The organism is Sporocytophaga myxococcoides (assembly GCF_000775915.1).
Classification (GTDB): domain Bacteria; phylum Bacteroidota; class Bacteroidia; order Cytophagales; family Cytophagaceae; genus Sporocytophaga; species Sporocytophaga myxococcoides_A.
The window spans coordinates 612,597-635,795 of sequence record NZ_BBLT01000002.1 but is presented as its reverse complement, the minus strand read 5'-3'; the positions used below and the strand labels follow the sequence as shown (position 1 = coordinate 635,795).

The 23,199-nt window shown below is 34.1% G+C and carries 19 protein-coding genes and 1 tRNA gene; 6 read left to right on the top strand and 14 right to left on the bottom strand.

Annotation, left to right across the window (positions count from 1 at the left end; genetic code table 11):
* Positions 1-126: 126 nt before the first annotated feature.
* Positions 127-210: transfer RNA gene (locus MYP_RS07145), tRNA-Leu, on the top strand.
* A 156-nt stretch (positions 211-366) separates the two neighbouring features.
* The gene (locus MYP_RS07140; RefSeq protein WP_045460509.1) at positions 367-555 is read left to right on the top strand and encodes a hypothetical protein; all 189 of its coding nucleotides are present in this window, start codon (positions 367-369) and stop codon (positions 553-555) included.
* Positions 556-607: 52 nt separating this feature from the next.
* Here the strand turns inward: MYP_RS07140 and MYP_RS07135 are convergent, their stop codons facing one another.
* The 3 genes from MYP_RS07135 to MYP_RS07125 form a co-directional block, all read right to left on the bottom strand.
* Positions 608-2,086: a deoxyguanosinetriphosphate triphosphohydrolase family protein gene (locus tag MYP_RS07135; RefSeq protein ID WP_156140383.1), complete on the bottom strand. Its 1,479-nt coding sequence runs from the start codon at positions 2,084-2,086 to the stop codon at positions 608-610.
* Positions 2,087-2,748: 662 nt separating this feature from the next.
* A complete protein-coding gene (locus MYP_RS07130) occupies positions 2,749-2,961 on the bottom strand; it encodes a hypothetical protein (RefSeq protein ID WP_045460502.1) in 213 nt (70 codons plus the stop codon).
* Positions 2,962-3,185: 224 nt separating this feature from the next.
* Positions 3,186-4,025 carry a hypothetical protein gene (locus MYP_RS07125; RefSeq protein ID WP_045460497.1) on the bottom strand — a complete coding sequence of 280 codons (840 nt, stop codon included), beginning with the start codon at positions 4,023-4,025 and terminating at the stop codon, positions 3,186-3,188.
* Between the two features lie 222 nt (positions 4,026-4,247).
* Here MYP_RS07125 and MYP_RS07120 point away from each other — a divergent pair, with 222 nt between their 5' ends.
* Positions 4,248-4,895, top strand: coding sequence for a hypothetical protein (locus tag MYP_RS07120; protein WP_052430005.1), 648 nt, complete (start codon positions 4,248-4,250; stop codon positions 4,893-4,895).
* Positions 4,896-4,940: 45 nt separating this feature from the next.
* On the opposite strand, the gene MYP_RS07115 is transcribed toward MYP_RS07120, so the two are convergent.
* From MYP_RS07115 to MYP_RS07085, 8 genes are all read right to left on the bottom strand, one after another.
* Positions 4,941-5,135, bottom strand: coding sequence for a hypothetical protein (locus MYP_RS07115; RefSeq protein WP_045460492.1), 195 nt, complete (start codon positions 5,133-5,135; stop codon positions 4,941-4,943).
* A 3-nt stretch (positions 5,136-5,138) separates the two neighbouring features.
* Entirely contained in the window at positions 5,139-5,294 is a 156-nt protein-coding gene (locus MYP_RS07110) for a hypothetical protein (protein ID WP_156140381.1), read from the bottom strand.
* A 66-nt stretch (positions 5,295-5,360) separates the two neighbouring features.
* On the bottom strand, positions 5,361-5,558 hold the full coding sequence (locus MYP_RS07105; RefSeq protein WP_045460486.1) for a helix-turn-helix domain-containing protein: 198 nt from the start codon (positions 5,556-5,558) through the stop codon (positions 5,361-5,363).
* Positions 5,551-5,718 (bottom strand): helix-turn-helix domain-containing protein, encoded by a 168-nt coding sequence (locus tag MYP_RS25660; protein ID WP_081990426.1) that lies wholly within the window; start codon positions 5,716-5,718, stop codon positions 5,551-5,553. Before MYP_RS25660 ends, MYP_RS07105 begins: the two co-directional genes overlap by 8 nt.
* 985 nt (positions 5,719-6,703) lie before the next feature.
* Entirely contained in the window at positions 6,704-6,907 is a 204-nt protein-coding gene (locus tag MYP_RS07100; protein ID WP_045460483.1) for a hypothetical protein, read from the bottom strand.
* 33 nt (positions 6,908-6,940) lie between these two features.
* Positions 6,941-7,804 (bottom strand): tyrosine-type recombinase/integrase, encoded by an 864-nt coding sequence (locus MYP_RS07095; protein WP_045460480.1) that lies wholly within the window; start codon positions 7,802-7,804, stop codon positions 6,941-6,943.
* Positions 7,782-8,291: a hypothetical protein gene (locus MYP_RS07090; RefSeq protein ID WP_045460476.1), complete on the bottom strand. Its 510-nt coding sequence runs from the start codon at positions 8,289-8,291 to the stop codon at positions 7,782-7,784. The genes MYP_RS07095 and MYP_RS07090 overlap by 23 nt, the downstream gene beginning before the upstream one ends.
* A gap of 62 nt (positions 8,292-8,353) precedes the next feature.
* Positions 8,354-9,592, bottom strand: coding sequence for a tyrosine-type recombinase/integrase (locus MYP_RS07085; RefSeq protein WP_045460473.1), 1,239 nt, complete (start codon positions 9,590-9,592; stop codon positions 8,354-8,356).
* Between the two features lie 638 nt (positions 9,593-10,230).
* Between MYP_RS07085 and MYP_RS07080 the strand changes: the two genes are divergently transcribed.
* Both MYP_RS07080 and MYP_RS07075 read left to right on the top strand, forming a co-directional pair.
* A complete protein-coding gene (locus tag MYP_RS07080) occupies positions 10,231-12,975 on the top strand; it encodes a hypothetical protein (protein ID WP_045460469.1) in 2,745 nt (914 codons plus the stop codon).
* Between the two features lie 2 nt (positions 12,976-12,977).
* The gene (locus MYP_RS07075; protein ID WP_197060027.1) at positions 12,978-14,090 is read left to right on the top strand and encodes a hypothetical protein; all 1,113 of its coding nucleotides are present in this window, start codon (positions 12,978-12,980) and stop codon (positions 14,088-14,090) included.
* Between the two features lie 634 nt (positions 14,091-14,724).
* Here the strand turns inward: MYP_RS07075 and MYP_RS07070 are convergent.
* Both MYP_RS07070 and purL read right to left on the bottom strand, forming a co-directional pair.
* Positions 14,725-15,462, bottom strand: coding sequence for a hypothetical protein (locus MYP_RS07070; protein ID WP_045460461.1), 738 nt, complete (start codon positions 15,460-15,462; stop codon positions 14,725-14,727).
* Positions 15,463-15,828: 366 nt separating this feature from the next.
* Positions 15,829-19,509, bottom strand: coding sequence for a phosphoribosylformylglycinamidine synthase (gene purL, locus MYP_RS07065; protein ID WP_045460457.1), 3,681 nt, complete (start codon positions 19,507-19,509; stop codon positions 15,829-15,831).
* A gap of 454 nt (positions 19,510-19,963) precedes the next feature.
* On the opposite strand from purL, the gene MYP_RS07060 reads away from it, so the two are divergent.
* The gene (locus tag MYP_RS07060) at positions 19,964-22,072 is read left to right on the top strand and encodes a CARDB domain-containing protein (protein ID WP_045460454.1); all 2,109 of its coding nucleotides are present in this window, start codon (positions 19,964-19,966) and stop codon (positions 22,070-22,072) included.
* Positions 22,073-22,399: 327 nt separating this feature from the next.
* On the opposite strand, the gene MYP_RS07055 is transcribed toward MYP_RS07060, so the two are convergent.
* On the bottom strand, positions 22,400-23,176 hold the full coding sequence (locus MYP_RS07055; RefSeq protein ID WP_045460451.1) for an SAM hydrolase/SAM-dependent halogenase family protein: 777 nt from the start codon (positions 23,174-23,176) through the stop codon (positions 22,400-22,402).
* Positions 23,177-23,199: the final 23 nt, after the last annotated feature.

Below are 23,199 nucleotides of genomic sequence, written 5' to 3'. Positions count from 1 at the left end.
AAGGTGGTATCCAACCTTTCTGACCAAACCTTTCGGGGAGAAATTTTTTACGGGACAACCATCAAAGTAAAAAAACAAAAAATCTTTTGGATTTAAATTAAGTTTTCCTACTTTTGGGACCCGTTTGCCCAGGTGGCGGAATTGGTAGACGCGCTGGTCTCAAACACCTGTGTTCGCAAGGACATGCCGGTTCGACTCCGGCCCTGGGTACTGTTAGAAAAATAAAGCTCTGTAATTGAATAAATTGCAGAGCTTTTGTATTTTTAGTCGAGTTTTTAACCAAGTTTTACTTACACGGATATTACAGAGTAAGTTTTTTATTTCAATTACCTGATTTTTAAAAATCAAACCTATAATCTACCTATTATGAAAAAAGCAATTATCAGATTGGTAATATCAGATGGATATCATGAATTAATTAAAGAAGGGGAAAACTTTTCTGTTCATTCTAACAATAATGTAATTATGTTAATGGATGACAACAAAGCTGGAGGCAGAGATTATGTTTTCATGGGACCTGTTTCTAACATTTTTATTGAATTGATAGAAAATTAGTAAGTCCAGTTACCAAGTGCGTATTTTAAATTGATATGCACTTGGTTAAAAATTATACTTGTTTAAAAATAGTTTCTGGATTTTCGCTTGTTAATCTTCCATAAAATTCGATAGCATATCTATCAGTCATTCCAGCTATAAAATCGCATATAACTCTATATTTCTCTTCTTTTTCATTAGCTTCTTCGTAAGCATTTTTATAATCTATTGGGAGCAATTTATATCCTTCTTTATTCCTTTCTTCATTGGAAAGCGAATTGAATATGAACCGAACAATTTCATACCCTCTATAAGAAGGAACCGAAATAAGACTGCTTTCTATAATAGATACATAAACAAAGTTTTTCAAAAGTTCAACTTTAAATTTTCTTTCTTCGCTAAAACTAACAGATGAAAGTGCCGGTATTTTATCATTATAGTGAAAACATACAGAGTTTATAGCCTGGTCAACCAAAGTTGATGTTATATAATTTCGGGAATAACCATCCCGTGCGACATTCTCACTTATCTCTTGCCCAGCTCCAATAACATTATAAAGCAACTCATGTGAATCACCCTGATTTTCTTCTTTAGTTTGACTAACAATTTTCTCAAAGTATCCTCCGCACCACTCTGCAAAAATCTCTCTCAAACCTGACTTTATTTCTTTTCTAGTATAGTTTTTATCGCTAGCTTTCTTATTTAACCTTTTAGTCATTTCTTCCAATACTTTGTCACTAGGATTTAGAAAATTTAAAGGAGTAAGAAAGTTTCCTTTAAAAGCATCTTCTAAATCATAGGTACTATAGGCTATATCGTCTGCTAAATCCATAATTGAGCATTCAATAGTTTTAAATGCATTATCCCCCCGAGACGCTTTAAAATTTGCTTGACCTGTAACATTTTCTTTAATTTTATTTACTAAATCTAACTCAGACATATAATACCCCTTTGCCAAACTATCAAGAACTTCTCTTTTATTTGGAATCGGTTCATCATATTTAAGAATAGAAGCTAATGTTCTATATGTTAAATTTAAGCCTACCTTTTCATTTGTATCTTCATGCATTCCTTTCTTTTCAAGTTTAGTTAAAATCCTTAAAGTTTGTGCATTCCCTTCAAATCCGCCATAAGGTTTCATGCAAAAATCTAAAGCATATTCACCTACATGACCAAAAGGAGGATGTCCTAAATCATGAGCCAAACCCGCAAATTCAATTATATCCAAATCAATAAAATTATTCTCCAGAGTTTCTTCACTTATATTTAATCTACAAGCAATCGATCTGGCAATTTGATACACTTCTATGGAATGAGTTAACCTATTCCTAAAAAAATCTGATTCATGGCCTGGAAACAATTGTTGTTTTCCTGTAAGTCGTCGAAAGCTTGGAGAGTGAATTAACCTACTTATATCTCTTCTAAAAGTAGATCTATAGGGATTATTATCATTTACTGATATTAGTCGATGTTTGTCTGAGTCTCGATATAACATATAAAAAAGAAATGGGTTATTAAAAAAAAAGAGAACTTGAATAACAAGTTCTCTCACACTTTAAATTTATAAAAAATTACTTCTTATTACTTTTATTTTTTTGTCCACTGGAATTAGAGCTAGATTTTCCTTTGTCAGAAGTAACCGAGACTTTTTCAAAAGCTCTCTTAGCGGCTAAATCCATAAATTCTGAATAATTTAACACTTTGCTCATAGTCGTTTTTTTTTGTGGTGTTACACTTATTTTAGGTCTTCTATTATTGTGGTATCTTACGATTTTTCAATTTTCTTTTTACTAATACTTCCACACATTTCAACGAATACATACGTAATATTCGTACTAAGTACATAAATTTTGCAAAAAAAAGCAATAGTTATGTTTAACAAATAACTGGCAATCAATAAGAAGTGTTTATTTTTTTGAGAAAAAGATCGTCTGTTTTACCCTGATATTTACGAAGATATCTCTAAGAAGGATAATTATTCCTAATCATATTTTTGAAAAATATTTTTAAAAAAAATTAAAAATTTTACAGTTTTCTACACCTTCCTTTCTTTTTCTAATAAAGATAAAAATCCTCAACGCAGAACAATTGCGATGGATTTAATAACAATGAATAGAACTGAGATTTCCTTAAACAAAAAATACTAAATACTCTTTAAAAGAAAAACCCCTGACCAGCTGTCAGGGGTAAAACGAGATTGGGATCCGTTTAATTTCAACCAGCTATGGTGAAGTACAAAGTTAAATAACTATTGCAATAACAAAACTTTAAAGGGCTATTTTTCCAGTCAAAGCTATCAAATGGCAGAATTATATATTCTATTGTGCTGTATGATACATTAACTGTTAGCCGGTCCTGCTCTATTGCCTTTTTAGCCTCTTTATAAGCTTTGTAATTCTTTTCAGGCAGAAATCTAGCCGAACTCATTTTAAAGTTCTTCTGAAGCACGAAACGACCAGGCAAGAAATATTTCTTCCGGACACGGCTAACTTCAATATCCTCGATATTCTTCTTTCCCTACTCCATCTTTCAGGAGTATAAAAACCTGATAATAGTTTAAGAGATTCTAAGGATCTCTTTGGCTCTTCCATAATATGGAAAGACAAAAGAGCCCAATGTATTTCTTTCGCATTAAATAAATACTTAACTCATCAAATCTTTTGACAATAACTAAAGTCAAATTGACCGGTTCCAAATATTTGCTCATCGCTCATCCCATTATATGAGGGATCTATATATTTGTATAAAACGGAATATTCATCTTTCTTAATTAATTTAAAAATTTTAGTAGCAACCACACTATTTCCATCCACAATGTCAATTCTGTTTTTTTGAAAAAACAAGGCATTTCTAGTAACTATATAAGTTATCATTTTAACCCCATCTTCTGGGTAAAATGGCAAAACACCATCAATAGAATACTGATTATTTTGGTGTAGTATATCAATTTCCTGAACCTGATCAAAAACAATTGTCCCATGAGGAGAATAACAAGTAATCATTATTTTTAAATTATAAATAGGGAATACCCCATTTGAACTTATATAGAAAAATGGCTTAAGCATATCCCCATTCTTTTCAGCATTCAAACATGCTAGCAATGTTATTTGGGGATATGAGTCTCCTCCAGTTAAATGTCCAATAGTGTTTATTGAGGCTTCTTCAAGCTGCTTTATTAAATCCTCAGTTTTTACCTTCAAGTCCTCGAAACTTTTTTCTGTTTTCTTTTGCTTAATAATCCTATTTAAATTACCGGTAAACCAGCTAATAAAGAAAAGATATGCAAAATACCTTTCCGCATTGCTTACAGAAGATTGCTTAGTGCTTTCAGTATTCGGATAATAAATTAAAACGATATAACTTAAAATTACAGGGATAGAAAACTCCTTAAAAATCTGTATCAATATTTTAGCAAATTTTGATTTACCAAGTTCCCTGAAGATTGATCTTATATCTTTCTTAAAGATTGAAGTTGAAAATAATGTATTCATAAAAATAAGGTTGTAGTAAATCCAAATATAACTCGAATCCTTAGACGAAAAAACACCAATATTGATTCTTGCAGGCGACCAACTTTTATATATCCAATAAATTGGCTATTAAATTTTCAAGCTAATTTGGAATTTAATAAGAAGAATAATTCTTTCATTTTAAATAGTTATTTTTAAAGAGTTTACTAGTTTTTTCAAATTCTTAAACCTAAAATTTTTACTATGGCTAACTGTAAATACTGCAATGATCCTTCCGGGACTTATGAACTCTGTAGAGAACATTATTATGATTCAAAAGAAGGCACGATTGACAAGTGTAAATGCGGTCAATATAAAGATTCAGAATACGAATTTTGTATTGAGTGTTTTAAGAAAAATAAGAATGGATCTTCTTCCGAAAGAAAAAAGGTTAAAGTTAATGACAATTCGATAAAGGGAAGACTTGCAGAAGCCATAGTTGAAGAAATGTTTCTAGCACTTGGATATAGAGTATTCAGGTTTGGAATGGAAAATACTGTTCCCGGATTCAGTGATCGTTATCTTCCTAAAACTGGTGATGTTGCCAATCAGGTTAGAAAGATGCCCGATTTTATAATTGTAAAAGAAAGTATGATTGCCTTTATTGAAGTTAAATACAGAACAAGTGGAGAATTTGATTTCAATGAATATTATGAATCACGTGGAAAATACCCATACCCGAATGCATACTTTATTTTAGTTACTCCAAAGCACATCAAAATACAAAAGGCGGAAAAACTTGAAGCTGGAGAAAAATTTCAATACTTAGGGAATCATAAAGATTTTGAAACTGATAAAGACATCATACTTCAGTACATTGAATTTTGTAAAAAGTTTTTCGGTCAATGTTGATCAAATACAAATGAAATGAGGTTGCCGATTAGCAACCTCATTTTCTCAATCTTCATATGGAATATCACGCATCGCGTGAATTACTTCGTGTACCATAAAATAACATCTTCTTCCTAAATATCTTGGCTTTAATCTTCCAAACTTAATTTGAGTATATATAAAAGACTCTGAACAATCAAGATCTTTTTGAAGCTTTTTAAATGTAATAAATGGTATCCATTTAACGTGACCTAAAAACATAGTTTAATCATCTTCTGGTTGATCAGTCATTGCAAGGACAACCTCATCAATTAGAAAATAACATTTTTTACCTAAATATTTAGGCTTTAATCTTCCCAGTTTAATCTGCTTTTCAATAAAAGTCCTTGAACAGCTAAGAGCCTTTTGAGTTTCACTCATTGAAAGAAAAGGGATTCTTTTTTTATGTCCTAACAGCATATATCAGTTTGTTTTTAATTAAGTGTTTTAATATTTCTCCGGTGCATCCTTCATAGCACCAAGAATATCATTGATAAGAAAATAAGGTTTTGCTCCTAAATATTTTGGTTTCAATTCTCCTTTATCAATCAAAGTATACATAAACGTTTTAGAGCAATCTAAAGCTTTTTGTGTTTCACTAAATGAAAGAAAAGGTACTTCCTTAGTTGATATAGAATTATTCATATACCCCCCTTTCTATATACGAAATAAGATCCTCCTTTTTAAAATAGAGATTCTTTCCATTGGGCTTATAAAACTTTACTTTTTTATCCTTTATTAATCTATAAAGATTGTTCTTCGTAATATTTAAAAAATCAGAAGCTTCTGATGTATTTAGAAACATAGTGATTAAATTTTTAAGTTACTTAAAATGTGAAATAAGAACGGAATGTTCTAAAGGTTCCAGTAGAGAACTATTACAGATTGAGACTTTCATCAATCAGAGTTTATCCGGCTATGATTTAACATCTGGATATAGCAATTCACTGGGATATATGTCAATCCTAACAATGAATTAGAAATACTTTGAATGTTGGATTTAAAACTTTTAATAGAGATAACTAAGAATGCTAATCAAGAACAATTAACATGTTAGATTATAAAAATCTAAAAAGTATTATAAAAATAAAATCTATTATTTTCAATATAATAGACCAGTTGCAACTTCTACCTTGTAGAGCTAAAACTAAATACTAATTTGGTATTCAAAATTACTATAAAAATCAGTTAAAACAAGCAATCAACATTAAAAATTGGTTAAGGTAAACCAAAGCTTTAAATTGAGAAACACCATCTTACCTGTCAAATAATTTACAAGATCCGAAGCAAGCTGATTTGAAAAATTGTATTATTCCGCTTTTATACTCCGAAAAAAGGTGAAATCTACTTCACCCCTTAAAAACCTAGTACAACATACTAAAAATCAATTAATTATTTTAAATATAAGAATAAACGAGTGGGGCGAAGTGGGACGTCTTTGTGCATGTTATACAACATGCACAATGCTCTGTTTGGATTATATTAATTGCACTACATAAAAGTAAGGGAGCATACAGACGTTATTTACCCACTTCATAATTGGAAAACATTCCTGAAAAACAAATATTAAAGGTTAGCTGATTGAATTTACAGATTTGATTTTAAATCCTGCAACCTTTCAATTCACCTCTTGGATCCACCTTTAAACTTTATATTACCTGAAGAATATAAAAGTATTTAACTCTTCAATCAATGGAGGAAAGAAACTGATTATTTATTCAAAATAAAGCTAAAGGTTAGCTGATTGAATCGTCATTAATTGAAATCAATAAGACTATAAAAACTTCACTTTAAAAACCTATCGAAAAACCTCCTGGCTCTTCATATGAGACTGGCCGTAATTCCAAAGTTGATTTATCATCAAAATAAATCATAACAGAATTTAAGTCAGCTTTTATATATCGGATTCTCTTTTCGATGACCGATGAATCATTTAAAAGTACTCTTACATTCTCTCCGAATACAGATACATCTACTAAGTGCTTTTCTTCCATATTATATATATTTTGTTTAGAATAAATCAAAAATCATCCTTTCGGATGCATTCTTTTGTGGATATCAATTAAGGTGCTAAACCGTAAATGGGTATAAACTTCAGTACTTGCAATAGTTGAATGGCCTAATAAATCCTTAATAGCAAAAATAGGAACACCTTTATTAACCAAATGAGAAGCAAAGCTATGTCTGAAAGTATGAGCGCTTACCCTAAATCCTATCTTTTTTATAGGAAAATATTTATTTATGGTTCTTTGTACAAACATTGGATAAATTTGATCTCCAGCATTATCAACTAACAAGAAGCCGGATTTATTTTTATGCTTCCATTTTTGATTATAAGTCATTATAAGCTCAACTATGCTCTTACTAATAAAGACAACTCTTTCTTTATTGCCTTTTCCGTTGACTTTTATCTCACGTCTAGAAAGATTAATATTAGATAGTTTGATATTGATAATTTCGTCTACTCTACATCCGGTATAATACAATAACTCAAACAGGAGTTTGTCTCTTATAAGCTTTCTATTTTCTCCGGATTCTATTCCGTCTAGAACTTCCATCATAATATTTTCTGGAATAAATTCAACCACCTTCTTTGAGAACTTAGGGGTTGTAATATTTTGCATAGGGCTTTTTTCAATTAGCTCATTCTTCAAACAAAATTTATAAAACGAACGAAGACAATATATTTTCCTAGCTATAGATCTTGTGGATATTCCCGATTCATATAAATGTATAATCCAATCCTTAATCTCTCTTCTGGAGGCAGATAAAATCAAACCACAAACCAAAGAATTGAATTGTTCTACATCCGTAATATAGGCTGTAACTGTGTGTCTGCTATATCTTTTTATAGAAGAAAGATATTCCTTAAATAATAATATTTCGTCCATAATTTAAATGATTAATATTTGGTTCGATTGGCTTTATAAGGGAAAGCTGAGTTATTCTTTCTTGTATGTTCTTTAATTTTTTAAAAAACATATGGTTATCATGACCAGCATAGCGAAAAGACAACTGATAAATTTCTTCATCGATTTCATGCTTTATCTTATTGTAAAGAATAAAATCATTTCCTGAAAGACATAGTACCAATGGTTGAATTTTAAACTGAATTCCGTTATAGTACTGAATTAGATCCTCTAAATATCTGGTCAAGACAAGAGATAATTTATAGACATATTCAGCTGCTTCTTTATGTGAATTAAAAACTTCCTTGTTAATTGAATCAAGGTATACTATATGCTTTCCTTTGGCGTCAGAATATATTTTCTTTATCCTTAAAAGTCTTTTGCCTTTTTGAGTTTCATAAGTATCATAAAGGTCTTCCAGAAAAATTTTGTAGTCACTGAGTACAGGAAAATTAACTTGCTCATTCATACAATCAGTAGAGAGCGATTTAGTGCAAAGCAATTTCATATAATTATTTTGTTAAATATTGATTACACAGAACCAAAAGCTTTTTCCATTTCAGTCTTTACCACTGTATCATGTGTTGAATAATAATTTTGCAATAATATCTTTGTAGTTTTCCCCGTAATCTTAGCAACAACGGCAGGAGAAAGACCTTTTTCAATTGCATGGGAAATGAAAGATTTTATTGCCACATGGCTTGTTATAAGTTCAAAAAGGAAAGCTGTTCTATATTCTTTTCTCCCGCCTTTGTACTCTGCAATCTCAAGCTTCCTTTTCAAGCCAGCTTCATAACAAGCAAGTTTTATATTTTCATTCTGCTTTTGCTCGCTTATTAATGGTAGATCATAATTATACTTTGAAAGTATCCCTGATGAAATAGGCGTTAAAGGCACTAATACATCTGTTTTAGTTTTATGAGCTTTAAGCCTGATCGTATTCTCCTGAATATGCTCTTTACCCAATCTAAAAAGATCACTGATTCTTAAACCAGTTGCAGCCTGTAAACAGAATAAATCTCTGGCCCTTTCTAATTTTTGATTTCCTTTAAAATCAAAATTATATAGATGGCTAAGCTCTTTCTGGCTTAAATAAATAATAGTAGGCTTTTCTCTTAAAACTTTAAATTCATTAACGTCAGTACTAACAGATATCCCTCGTTTCTTTATGTAGTTTAAAAATGCTTTGAGGTCTTTTATTTGAGTGCCAACTGTATTATTAGCTAAATTTTTCTCAGTGATCAGATAGTTAAGATACTTATCATAAAATCGAAGGTCTATTTTTTCAAATCTGATTTTATCTTTACTGAATTTTTGAAAGTCCTTCAGATGGTTAAATGAAGTAATGTATTGCTTAATTGTATTGCCAGCTTTTACAGCTCTATTTTCATTAATAAATTCTTCATAAACAGTAAAAAAATCCTTTATTTCTTCAGGCTTGTGCTTTTGATTATAAATTCGTCTGACCTCTTCAACCGTGGGAACAATATCCTGATTAATTAATCTATCTTTTATATGATCTATCTCCTGGGCTAATTTTCTGATATTGGAATTTTTAACAGAATATCCAGGCAAGCTTTTTCTTATAGGTTCTCTTTGATCTAAATCCTTATTATTAAATTTCAAAAAATGAGGATCTACTTTTATTGAAGTTGGAAATAGAATTGACTTCCCTAAATGTCCATATTGGATAAATATTGCTGATTCACCTTTGGAATTAATCCTTATCTTCCCATTCTCTTTTCTAATTATAATTTTGATAGTTGCCATTGTCCTTAAAAAAATTTAACAGGACAAAGTTGTTAAAAGGGAGAGTTTATGGCAAGTACGCCAAAGTACTTAGACGTAATCCTAATACTGAAAATCAATTAATTATTCCGTTATTTAACGCAAAGGTTCTTTAAAGTAAGTGCTTTTTCTTCCGGCCCTGGGTACTAAGCAAAAAAGCCTGAAATTTTAATAATTTCGGGCTTTATTTTTTCGACCTCAACGGGAAATTGAACCACTCTAAAAATTAAATAAGTAATGTGGGGTTATTTTATAATGATCTATAGTATTTATTGAATGTTCAATGACTTTTTCAATTCATCTATCCATTTTTATTTAGTAGCCATATAAAGTAAAAATAGCTTAAATGTTTTTTAAAACTAACAACGATCTAAGTGATGACCGATTGATTCGATATTGGCGTATATTGAATATAAACGGCAATTAGTTAGCTTTTGTAAAACAATTATCAATTCTTAATTACTTTTAACTTTTTCCCACAGAGTCTCCTGATGGAGTAAACAATAATTTTTTCTCTGCGTTCTTTAATTTAGCTATGAGAATCTATTAACTCACTTTCTCAAAAACCATCTCATCAAAACAAATTAGTTTAAACAAAATTATTTACCACTACTTATTTTATGCCAGCTAATACTAAAATTAATAATCTTTCCGATTACACTTCTATACTTCCTTATGCCAGCGAGATGTTTGGAGTATATCAACCTATGATAGGTTGGAAATCCAAAAGAATTATGAACAGACATAAGCTGGGGCTTTGGCAAAGCAAGTATTCATTGATAAAAAAATTTACTAAAAGCTATCGTGGTATTTCAAAAATGGCGTTAGATCCGAACTGCGAAGCATCCAGAATATCCATTGAGATTGGGAAATTATTTACTTCGAGTGTGTCTGAAAGCAATTTCAGTATTTTAATTCAGGCAATTGCATCTAGCCTTCCTTTCGATCAACCCCCATCGGGAGAGAAGTGGAAAGATTTTATAGATCCGAAGCTGATACAAAAATTGCTTGATAATACCGTTTCTTCTCACTACAAGCAGTATTATTCAGACCGCTGTTTAAAAATAAATTCACAGCATATGTTTAAGTCCATCGATCGAGTAAGCCCGATTGAGTTAGAAAGGCAAAAAACGAAACTCTACGAAGATATTAAGGAGTTAATTAATTTTGAATCTGCACTTTCAGGCGCACTGCTCGGCATGGTCGATTTAAGTATGTATGATCAACTGGAGTTCCTTTTCTATACTAAACCCAAAACCGATCTTACAGTTTTCAACAAATATATCGCAGACATTTTAAGGTTCACTGATCCATTTGAAACCTTTGACCCCCAGAAAGACATTAAGAATGTCTGCGTATCGCCACTTGGAATTGTACACCTTTTCCGGCAATACTTTTTTGAGTTGGATACATTTCTTGGAACACCCGTTGGACACGTATGGCTGAGCCCCGGTTCCTCAGTAGAGTTGATCGAAGTAAGTACCCGCAGAACTTATGTCGAGAAGATCATTGAGCAATCATTAGAAACAACTAAGAAGGAAGAGAAAAGCATTACCGATAGAGATGAAATTTCTGATGCAGTAAAGCAGGACAATAAAACAGATTTAAAACTAGGAGCAACATTAACTGTAAACCAATCGTGGGGAACAGGCAATGCTACCGCGACTACAAGTTTGAATATGGATAAATCTCAGGACATAGCCCGGGAAACTACCCACAAGAGGATGCGCGAACAAACGACAAAGCTTTCGTCGGAGATAAAGCAAAATTACAAGTCCACTTTTAAAACCATTACTGAAACCACAGACACTTCAAGTAAAAGATATGTACTAAATAACAACACACATGACCTTATTAATTATGAGTTGAGAAGAAAAATGCGTCAGGTGGGAGTGCAGGTGCAAGACATAGGCACCTACTTATGTTGGCAAGGATACGTAGACGAACCAGGTAACGCATTAGGCATCTCTAATTTGGTACACATTGCTAAACCCGCAGACCTAGTTACCGTTCCAGATAAAACCGCAATAAAAGTTCCTGACGATCAATATGTGAATTTCACTGCGCAACTAGCCTGGGCATTTGATGATCCAAAAAGAGCCGGGTTTGACTATGGATTTATTGTATTAGGTTATGCTGATATTCCGCCTGCCCCGGACGGCTTTACTTTGGTTATTCCCCCAGATGGATTTGTCGCAGCAAGTCAAATATCAGCAGTGGGGGAAGACTTTTCAGGAGCTTGGGGATTTAGAGGGAAGATAGAGAACTCTAAAATTACACTTGGAGTCGTACCAGTAAATGGGGTTATGGACTGGGATAAAAGAGTAGATTTCACTGTAGGTGGAGTGCTTCAGTTTACTGCCTCAGAAACTAAAAGACAAGATATAGCAGCAGCGAACGCAGCAAAGGAAGCTTCCGCAAATGCTGCCACAGAAGAGAATGCACGGCTTACACAGGAGGCCTACCTAAAGGCTGTAAAAGATAGAATTGAAGTATCTAGGAGCATTAACACCCGGAAATACGAAGACCTGAGGGAAGAAGAGCGCATTATCGTTTATCGAAAATTAATTCATGATTTGACAAATGGAATAGCCGCAAACGCAGAGGATAACGAGACCTATCATACGGTATCTGAACTGTTGAACTCCATCTTTGACATAGACAAGATGCTGTACTTTGTAGCTCCAGATTGGTGGAAACCGAGAAAGCATTTTAACAAACCACTGGAAGGAAGGTCAAACAATTACGACATCTTTCAAAACCAATTTAAAGAATGGTCTGATCAGGATTACAGAGAAGACAATTATTATATCACAGACAAATCAGAGTACGCTAAAATGGGAAGCTCTCTAGGGTGGCTCATGCAACTAGATGGTGATGATCTTAGAAATGCTTTTTTGAATGCCCCATGGGTAAAAACAGTAATGCCTATACGTCCGGGAAAAGAGCGTGAAGCACTGAACTGGCTACAGCAAATGCATATAGAAGGCACGGAGGGATTAGATGCTGATTACCATGCAGAGAAGGCAGAACTTGACAAGATTAAAACAGCGTTAAACGTCCAAAACAGAAAAGTATCCATATTAGATGCCATACAATATCTGTGCGACCAGGTAGCTGAAAAACATAAAGAGTCTAATAAGGTAGATAAATTTCCTAAGGAAGAAATTAATGACGACAATAAAGTAAATGCAACCCCTATCGATAAAGTTTACGAACATGGCTTTTATCCGCTTAAAGATGGTTTTAAAGTAAACATGAGTGAGAACTTCGAAGTGTTTGACCAATGGATTGAAATACTTCCTACTGATCAGGTAGTACCAGTGGAGGTGAAGTATGATCCCAAAACAGGAAGGCAAAAATAAAAATGTCGTTTATAAATCCAATATTGCCAATTGGTGATATAAAATCTATTAATCAACCAAGTATGTCATCATCGAATGGAAATATTCCAGTAAGTGAATATCATGATTGCATTAAAAAAGTACAGGAAGCATTTCCAAGTCCGAAATACCATTCATCATTGCCCCATGTATTAAGCAGCCTTAGAAGGCTATATTACGGAGGAACATTATTTGGTCATCTTTTACCTTTGTCGCGTGCAATTACTATACCAGTCTTAATATGGGAAAGACCAAAACCTGAAGACCTATTGCCTGATTGGAATGATAAAAATACACTTAGTAAGCTTAAACAGAGAGCAAGTGAAAATGGAATCAATGACAATCCATCACCCTATCTGGAATTAACATTGAATGGCAGGCAGGAATTAATTGATGTAGGACATTTATTATTAACCTTTGATGCCTTACTTCACCCTACTACTACTATTCCCTACTCAAGCTATGACGTTCCAAATATAGATCCAGCAAGCTGGATCGCAGACGTAGCAATTGCTGTCTACTGGCATGATATATTTCTAAACAAGGGAAAATATGCACTGAAGGAAGCTGAATTTACTACCATCGGAGGTGATGATAAAAATGCTCTAATAAATAAAATTCTTTCAAAGTCCCAATTTAGTCCGGACGATTTTTTTTCCTGGTCTGCCCCAGATAGTGATCTGCTTGGAGATATTGATGGTTTTGTAATGAAGCATTTATCATCAATGCATCCGACAGAAACATTGTCAGAAATTTTTAACAGATATTACATACAACCACCTAAAGATACTTTTGCTAGAAAAAGATATTGGTTCTTCTGCTTTTTAAATGAACTAAACTATAATTATGCCACTCAGGACTGGGAGGATATAAACTATATCCGTTCAAAATACAATCCCAGAATTGATAGATGCGTCGACCTGTTTTACTCTGGGTTTTGGAGTTTACCAGGCTCTGTCAGCCCTCCTTCGAAAAAATCATACAAGGATACTTCCATGTTCCTGCAACTCTTTTTAGATTGGCTAAAACCAAGATTACAGGAAGAGCTTAGAACGGTACATGGAAAATCGCTTCCTAAATCAGGAAAAATGTTTTAACAATATGGTGATTGGGTTAATTAATGAATAATCCGAGTGTGTGTTTGGAAATAAACTATAATTAGTCCTTATAATTGATTAAGATTATGAAGAATTAGTAAGTGCTAGTAAGCAACCATATTGTTTTCAGAAGCTTAGTATTGATTTTGTAAAATCAATATATAAATAAACCACCTATGCAAAAGTTCTTTTTAAGATGGGAAGGGTAATGAATTATTGCCAAACTCAATAATATTTTCATGTATATTAGCTTAGCAATCTAAATTTTAAGATTTTTCAAGCTAACCTTCTTGAAAAGGTACCAATTGAAATACAGAATTAAGGGTGTAAATAAGTTTCAAATCCTCAACAAATTTGGTTCGACTATCGACCTGTTGCGGGTACATCAACTAAGAGGTTAATAATCTGCAATATAGATCGTTAACCTCTTAATTGATGTACCCAGGGCCGGAGCTCTTTCTTTTATATTTATTCATTATTCAACTTTCATGGAAAGCTAGCTTACTCCCTATCCGCATGGCTTAGCTCGCTTCCCCCTTTATTGGTAACAGAGTTCTTTATTAAAAGAGATTTGTAAGTATTAAACTAAGATAAGATTTAATAGGATGACAATAACATGAGATCATCCATTAAATCAAGTTTTATCCTGAAAAAGAGTCTCCCCTTTTACCAGCCACGAAAATCCAAAGCTTTCAACAGCCAGGGTTTCCATCCAAAAAGTAATTTGATGTTCTCGATAAAAACCTTCCGGAATTAATTTAAAGAAACCTCCCAAAAAAATAACAGCTAAAGCAATTATGATCATTATCCCACATATTCTATAAATCCGATTCCTGATTATTTTCATTGTCCCTCGTTCAATTACTGATTTATCAGATTTTGTAAAAAGGAATATAGACATATATGACAAGCAACTTAAAAAGGTCCCTGCTGACAAGTAATGAAAGGCTTCCCTAAATGTACTATGAGGTAAAAAAGTCACAGAATACGTTTTTGTTATATCACAACATATATCTGTAATATTGTCCGTAGGAAAAAGTGCAACAAGCAGTACTGCAATACCTGCAATTGAAGAAACTAATAAATCAACCAATTCCTTTCCTTTATAGATGATTAAAAAAATACCTAGTATGCTTAAAGTAGCTACAAATATTCCAGACACTCTTGTATAATAATAATGACTTAGTGATTCCAATGGTTGCAGATAACCATTATCGATATACAAAAAAACGACTAAAAGTAAAGGTAATGCCATCCCTAAAACACCTACAGTTTTTCTAAGCGTATAGCTACTGGTTAGCCAGATAGAATCGCCCTCTTTAAAATTAGCTTTAAGTATTGTTGTAATTTTCGATGATTTTGTTTCTTCCATAGCAATTCAATTTCTTGTTGATTAGCTGTTCATGTAAGTATAATATCCTCGACCTGTCGTAAAGCCTATAAGGATTGAAAATTTGACTTATTGGACTCATAAGTTTTGCTCGAAAAGATTCAGGTCGGCTTTGATTTTTACAAATAGGTTCTTAATCTGACAAGCTCTTATTTTTTCAAAATAAATAAATAGCCAGCCCACGACAAACTGGTTCTTAAAAATAACTATTTAGTACTATCAAAGAAACCCCTATTGTATAATGTATTACTTAAAACACTGATAATGCATTAAATCGGACTAATTACGAACAAAAAACACTCCCTTTTAACCAGAGAGTGTTTCTTTATTATAATGTAATCTTAATTTTTACTTCCCATTCTCCTCCAGCCACTTCCTCGCATTCACAAAAGCTTCCATCCAAGGAGATACTTCATCGTGGCGACCTTTCGGATAATTCGCCCACTGCCATTGTAACAACGAACGCTCGATATGTGGCATCATTACAAGGTGACGACCTGTTTCATCGCACAGCATTGCTGTATTAAAGTCAGAACCGTTCGGACAATGAGGATAAGTCTCATAAGCATACTTTGCAACAATCTGATATTTATCTTCTGTATGCGGACAGCTGAAACGGCCTTCTCCATGAGATACCCAAACGCCAAGTGTGCTTCCTGCAAGGCTTGAAAGCATTACCGATTTATTTTTATTGATGGTCAGAGAGGTAAAGATGCTTTCGTGTTTTCCACTCACGTTGTGAAGCATTTTCGGCTTTACATCGTGATCCAGATTGATAAGACCCAACTCAACGAAAAGCTGACAACCATTACAGATACCTACTGATAACGTATCTTCACGTTTAAAGAAATTCTCAAGCGTTGTTTTTGCTTTTTCATTATACATAAACGCTCCTGCCCATCCTTTCGCAGAACCCAGTACATCCGAATTAGAGAAGCCTCCCACAGCACCGATAAAACGTATATCTTCAAGCGTTTCTCTTCCTGAAATTAAGTCCGTCATGTGAACGTCTTTCACGTCGAAACCTGCCAGGTACATAGCATTAGCCATTTCACGCTCCGAGTTACTTCCTTTCTCACGAATAATAGCAGCTTTAATTCTTGGCTTAGAGCTGTCGATAACAGGCTTCTTACCATCAAATCCTTCAGGGAATTTGTATTTCAGTTCGTGGAATTTGTAGTTATTATAACGCTCTTTAGCACTTACTGGACCACTTTGTTTTATGTCCAGCAGATAAGATGTTTTGTACCAGGTATCTCTTAGTTTTGCGATATCAAAGCTATATGAATCAGCTCCATTCTTCAGCTCAAGCGTTGCCTCAGAAGTACTGGTTCCTATTTTATGGAAAGGAACATTATTTGCTTTTAAAGTAGTCTCCACCTCAGCTGATGCTTGGAATACAACTCCAATGTTTTCTGCAAACAGGACTTTAATGCTGTCAGCTTCACCAAGAGAGGTTAAATCAATGTTTGCTCCAAGCCTGTTATCTGCAAAGCACATCTCAAGTATCGTAGTGATCAGACCGCCACTGCCAATATCGTGACCTGCTTCTATTTTACCTTCCTTAATTAATAGTTGCAGCGTGTTGAATGCATTTTTAAACAATGCCGCATCTGTTATATCAGGCGTTTCGTTTCCTATTTTATTCACCACCTGAGCAAAAGAAGAACCACCTAATTTAAATTTGTCATTTGAAAGATTGATGTAATAGATATTCCCTCCCTCTCTCTGCAACACTGGCTCTACAACCTTTCTCACATCACTGCAGTTTGCAGCTGCGGATATAATTACTGTTCCAGGAGCTATTACCTCCTCATCTTTATACTTCTGCTTCATTGACAGGGAATCTTTTCCTGTCGGTATGTTAATGCCAAGAGCAATAGCAAAATCAGAACAAGCTTCAACGGCTTTATATAAACGAGCGTCTTCTCCTTCGTTCTTACAAGCCCACATCCAGTTTGCAGAAAGAGAAACGCTTTTTAAATTATCTTTTAATGGAGCCCATACGATGTTTGACAAGGCCTCTGCAATGGCATTACGGCTACCAGCTGCTGGATCAATCAGAGCAGAAACAGGTGCATGACCAATAGAAGTCGCAATACCTTCTTTACCCTGAAAATCCAGAGCCATTACACCAACATTGTTCAAAGGCAATTGAAGTGGTCCTGCACATTGTTGTTTAGCCACACGGCCACCAACACAACGGTCCACTTTATTAGTCAACCAGTCTTTGCAGGCAACAGCTTCAAGCTGCAACAGCTGCTCAAGGTAAGAGTGAAGCTGGTTTTGATCGTATGTTACAGGTTGATAAACTCTTTCAACTTCTTTATCCGTCATGATCATTTTCGGTGAGCTTCCGAACATGTCCTTCAGCTCCAGATCCATCGGCTTCTCTTTTGTAGAAGCTGATTCAAATGTAAAACGGTGATCACCGGTAACATCGCCGACTGTATACATAGGAGCACGTTCCCGATCAGCAATCTTCTGAAGGGTAGCGATATCCTTCTCTCCGATTACAAGGCCCATTCGCTCTTGTGATTCATTTCCGATAATTTCTTTTGCAGAAAGGGTCGGATCTCCAACAGGCAATTTATCGAGGTTTATTTTACCTCCTGTTTCTTCTACCAGTTCTGAAAGGCAGTTGAGGTGGCCACCTGCTCCATGGTCATGTATGGAAACGATCAGGTTATTGTCGCTCTCCACCATTGCACGGATAGCGTTCGCTGCTCTTTTTTGCATCTCAGGATTAGAACGCTGGATGGCATTTAATTCAATGCCTGAGCCATGCTGCCCTGTATCCGCAGAAGATACTGCAGCTCCACCCATTCCGATGCGGTAATTTTCACCTCCAAGAATTACGATTTTATCTCCCGGTTTAGGATATTTTTTCTGTGCCTGATTGGCTTTTCCATAACCAATCCCCCCGGCAAGCATTATAACTTTATCAAAACCCAGTTTTCTTGGTGACTTAAGCTTTTCTGATTTTTCGTCATACTCAAAGGTTAAGACAGAACCGGTAATCAGCGGCTGACCAAATTTATTTCCGAAATCAGTTGCTCCGTTAGAAGCTTTGATCAGAATATCCATAGGTGTTTGATACAACCACTTTCTTTCCTGAGTGGCCTTTTCCCAAGGACGGTCCTTTTCAAGACGAGATAATGCAGTCATATAAACTGCTGTTCCTGCCAGAGGAAGCGCACCTTGTCCACCCGCCAGCCTGTCTCTGATCTCCCCTCCCGATCCTGTTGCTGCACCGTTAAAAGGCTCTACTGTTGTAGGAAAGTTATGAGTTTCAGCTTTAAGGGAGATAACAGATTCAAATTCACTCACCTTATAAAAATCAGGTTCATCAGCACGCTTAGGCGCAAACTGTTGAACTACCGGACCTTTAATGAAAGCAACATTATCTTTATAAGCAGAAACTATATCGTTCGGATTTGCTTCCGATGTTTTCCGGATCAATTTAAATAGTGAGGTAGGTTTTTCTTCCCCATCTATCACAAACTTTCCGTTAAAAATTTTATGACGGCAGTGTTCTGAATTGACCTGTGAAAAACCAAATACTTCTGAATCTGTCAGAGGCCTGCCCAATCTTTCTGCCAGTTTGTTTAAATAATCAACTTCTTCATCACTAAGAGAAAGTCCCTCCTGTTTATTGTAGGCAGCAATATCTGTGATTGGCTTAACAGGCTCTGGTTTAATTCTGATGGTATAAATATCCTGATTTAGACCATTATACTTATGAGAAAGCATAGGGTCAAAATCAACAAAATCTTCTTTTACTTCTTTAAACTCTTCAATCCGGACTATTCCCTGAATGCCCATATTCAGAGTGATTTCTACCGCATTGGTACTCCATGGAGTGATCATGGCAGCACGGGGACCAACAAAGTACCCACTTAAAGTACTTTCCTGTTGTAACTTGGCACCAAAAAGCCATTCAAGTTTGGAAATATCTGTTGTGCTTAGTTCGCGCTCGGTCTGTAAGGCGTAAACTCTGTCAGATTGACTGGAAAAGAAACGAATCATGGTAATTTGAACAAGGATCAAAGGTACGGTAATAATTTTAAAAACTGAAAAAGATCTGTTGCCGGTTCCGGAGATTTAAACAGTTTAACAGGTGATAGTTTTCCACCATTTGATAAGATCCAAATGCTAACTTCCCTATTTAAAATAATACCCTTTTCACAATCAACATATTATCTTATTAAAACATTCTGACCGTATTGCTTTTGTCCTGAGATTTAAGAAAGATCAGCTTATAATACCAAACAAGACGTGTAAACGGACAGGCATAAAACTTTAATTTTCAGAACTTTTATTTAACCCCCTTGTCTAGTTAGACTGCAAGTTTCTTTAATAAAAATACATCTCTACAATCTTTTTCGCTTCTAGAATACTTAAGCGTCTAAAGTATCTATAAGAGAGTAATTTGTCTTCAACAATTAATTTTAGATATTTGAAAAAATTAAATCATTTTTATATGTATAAAATCTACTTATTAATTCTTTTTCTTCCATTTTTCACCTATGCACAGGATATAGACATTCGCTCAATCAATGAAGAAATAAAGGTAGTAAATGGTCACGTAAGCAATTTCGGCTTTCATTGCAACGCAGACATATCAGGAAGCAGTCAATCCATTAATATCCGATATTATCTTTCGGCAGATACTATTCTGAATGCCTCTGATGATGTCCTGATTAGCAATTCTTCTATGTCTCTTTTTAAGGGCTTGGTAAGCTATGGACAGAGTTTATCCATTACTAATTATCCTAAAAACAATTACCTTATTTTAGTAGCAAACTATAACAAAACGTTTTCAGAAACCAACTATGCCAACAACAGCAAATTTGCCAGATTAATATATGAAGAACCATTCAACAACCTTATTGCCAACGAGATTCGGACCAATGATTTATACAATCAAGTACAGGGAAATAGTGTCAGGTTGATTTTTAATATAAAAAATGGGGGTAATATCTCTATTTCCCCTTCTTATCGGATTCTGGTATCAAGCGACACTATTGCCGATGACGGTGATCACACCATTTATTCTGAACAAAACCTTAGCTCTTTAAATCCAACCGGCACCACTTCCAATTTTATTAAAGACTTCAGCGACACAAAAAATTTGACAGGAATAGTATATTTTATCCTGCAAACAGATCCCTCAGGGTTAATAAATGAATCTAATGAAAATGACAATACAAAATACATTAGTTTTAATTTTCAAAAGGAAAATTATGAAGTAAAGGTCGACTCTCTGAAAATAATTGAAAAATACCTAAGCGCGGATGCATCTTTCAGTTTTAACTATTACTTCGGAAATTCGGGTACAACCTATGCACAGTCCGGCTACTCTGGCTTTAAAACTTCTTTTTATATTTCAACTGATGCAACTCTCAGCCTTGATGATTCCCTTATCATAACAGCAACTAACAATGTAACAGGGCCAAATCAATCAAGAGCAAATTTCCTTCAAGCCAGAATACCTAAATCATTCTCCGATAAATCTCAGGTTTATCTTTTATATATCTTAAACAGCAACCAACAGCTTAGAATGGATGACCCTTTAAACAATTTTATGGCGGTCCCCATAATCCTTCAGGAGAAAAAAGCAGAAATTTCGGTAATAAGTTCTTACCCATATTTCAACACTCCTGCTTACTTTCTCAAACCTGGTCAATCGTTGGTAATAAATCAAATAATTACCAATACAGGAACCCTTTCCGTACCTCTTGAAATTAAATATTACCTGTCTGCAGATTCGATTTTTGATCTTTCAGATGAATTAATAAAAGAGCAGTTTATTGGCGAAATTCCTGCAAGAAACTCTATATATAATTACAATTATACTTTGATTGAGACTCTAAATAAACCTCAGGGAAAGTATTATATCATTCTGATTGAAGACCCGAATAATCTGGTAAACGATCTCAACGAGAGTAATAACTTTACTATTTCTCCTCTTTTTTATTATCCCGAATTTAAACCTGAATTCACTTTTGAATTCTCGGAAGTATTTAAAAGAGAAGCTTCTCCTGGGGATGAGATAGGTTATAAGTATTACGTTTACAGCATTTATGAATTATCTAAAAATCTTGATCCTGCACTTGTATATACCCAGATTTATATAAGCAAAGACAATAAACTTGATAAGAAAGACATGCTTATCCTAAATGATCCTTACCAATTTGGAGACCAGAACCGAACATTTACAGTGCCTTTAGACTGGGATACAGATTCTCTTTACCTTATTTTTGATCTAAACGGAACCAGATTGTTTGAAGAGAATCTATATACAAACAACAGAAGAGTCAATGGAATAAAAATTAATAATATAACTACTTCAACCAAAAATCCTGATGCAACTCAGGATTTTTCATCATATGTAGAAAATAAAACTTTGCTGTTAAAAGAATATCCAACAGGGAATTTATCCATTTATACAATTTCAGGCCAACAAGTTTTTAATCATAATATTTCAGGACATTCAGAAATAAGTCTAAATCATTTGAATGAAGGAATATATATTCTGATTTTAAACTCAGAGAATTCCTCCATAAGACATAAAATTGTGCTAAAATAGGTACTAGTTTTAGCCTAAATATTTCTTAAGTCTTCAGCTACATTCTAAAAATAGGCCACCCACCGGGGAAAATAATCAAGACAAAAATTTTCCCCTGGTTATATTTATTCTCTATTATGCAATCTTTCAAAAAAGGAAAATCTTGTCAAACTAAGGGAAGATTTCACTCATTATTTTTAAACTTTAAAAGATAAATTTCTTAAGCAATCTGCTCTGTTTGGGTTGATAAAACTCTTGGTAGTATTACCTCTTCCACCTGAAATTTATATATCCCACTGCAATTTCTTCTTTGAGGACTTATATGAATTGGGCAAAAACTTTTCTAATCTAAACCTCTGAAAAATTGATCATTACAGGAGTGTCAAATCCCATACCCAACAATTCACTTGCATTACCCTGACTGATCGCGATCTCCAGAAAGCCATTGCTATTAAAAAGTACCAGACAATCTCCATGGTCCATAGAATCGTAGGAATCTGCGATAAAATCAACGGTTTCTCGGGCAAAATGGACTGTAAAAGAGCGGTTATTCTTTTGTTTGTAAAATAACTCCTCTGAAATATTGGTAACTAAATTCCCATACTGATCTACATGTATCACGTGACCACCAATCTGCGTTTTGGAAACTCTGACCTGACGGTTAAGCATGGTTCTCAGGGAACTAATTTGTGTGCCAATATTGTAAATATTAGTGCCGCTGGCAAGTGAAACTGCAGCTGCTGCCAAAGTTGTTTTCTCAGGAAAAACCCTGTTATAGGAGGAATCTTTTGTTAACTCAACTATTGCAGTTGGTGCTTTGTCGCTTAGTAATGAGAACAAACCATTATCAATTCCGACGAAGTAATGCTCTTCCAGTTTCACTGCCACAGCCCTTTCTTCAGGGCCAGATGGCGCGTTTACAGATACTAAGTGTACAGTACCTTGTGGAAAATCTCTGAAAACGGATTTTAAAATATAGGCACCGTGAGCAATATTGAAATTTTCAATGGAGTGGGTAATGTCCACAACATTTATACTTGGGTTGATAGAAAAAATCTTTGCTTTTACGGCAGCCACGTAATGGTCTCTATGTCCGAAATCTGACATAAATGTGATAATAGCCATAAATTGCGCAGAAAATGATTAAT

Coding starts and splice junctions, on each gene's coding strand:
- MYP_RS07140 (WP_045460509.1), top strand. CDS start 367: ATGAAAAAAGCAATTATCAGATTGGTAATATCAGATGGATATCATGAA.
- MYP_RS07130 (WP_045460502.1), bottom strand. CDS start 2,961: ATGAGTTCGGCTAGATTTCTGCCTGAAAAGAATTACAAAGCTTATAAA.
- MYP_RS07125 (WP_045460497.1), bottom strand. CDS start 4,025: ATGAATACATTATTTTCAACTTCAATCTTTAAGAAAGATATAAGATCA.
- MYP_RS07120 (WP_052430005.1), top strand. CDS start 4,248: ATGGCTAACTGTAAATACTGCAATGATCCTTCCGGGACTTATGAACTC.
- MYP_RS07115 (WP_045460492.1), bottom strand. CDS start 5,135: ATGTTTTTAGGTCACGTTAAATGGATACCATTTATTACATTTAAAAAG.
- MYP_RS07110 (WP_156140381.1), bottom strand. CDS start 5,294: ATGAGTGAAACTCAAAAGGCTCTTAGCTGTTCAAGGACTTTTATTGAA.
- MYP_RS07105 (WP_045460486.1), bottom strand. CDS start 5,558: ATGAATAATTCTATATCAACTAAGGAAGTACCTTTTCTTTCATTTAGT.
- MYP_RS25660 (WP_081990426.1), bottom strand. CDS start 5,718: ATGTTTCTAAATACATCAGAAGCTTCTGATTTTTTAAATATTACGAAG.
- MYP_RS07100 (WP_045460483.1), bottom strand. CDS start 6,907: ATGGAAGAAAAGCACTTAGTAGATGTATCTGTATTCGGAGAGAATGTA.
- MYP_RS07095 (WP_045460480.1), bottom strand. CDS start 7,804: ATGGACGAAATATTATTATTTAAGGAATATCTTTCTTCTATAAAAAGA.
- MYP_RS07090 (WP_045460476.1), bottom strand. CDS start 8,291: ATGAATGAGCAAGTTAATTTTCCTGTACTCAGTGACTACAAAATTTTT.
- MYP_RS07085 (WP_045460473.1), bottom strand. CDS start 9,592: ATGGCAACTATCAAAATTATAATTAGAAAAGAGAATGGGAAGATAAGG.
- MYP_RS07080 (WP_045460469.1), top strand. CDS start 10,231: ATGCCAGCTAATACTAAAATTAATAATCTTTCCGATTACACTTCTATA.
- MYP_RS07075 (WP_197060027.1), top strand. CDS start 12,978: ATGTCGTTTATAAATCCAATATTGCCAATTGGTGATATAAAATCTATT.
- MYP_RS07070 (WP_045460461.1), bottom strand. CDS start 15,462: ATGGAAGAAACAAAATCATCGAAAATTACAACAATACTTAAAGCTAAT.
- purL (WP_045460457.1), bottom strand. CDS start 19,509: ATGATTCGTTTCTTTTCCAGTCAATCTGACAGAGTTTACGCCTTACAG.
- MYP_RS07060 (WP_045460454.1), top strand. CDS start 19,964: ATGTATAAAATCTACTTATTAATTCTTTTTCTTCCATTTTTCACCTAT.
- MYP_RS07055 (WP_045460451.1), bottom strand. CDS start 23,176: ATGGCTATTATCACATTTATGTCAGATTTCGGACATAGAGACCATTAC.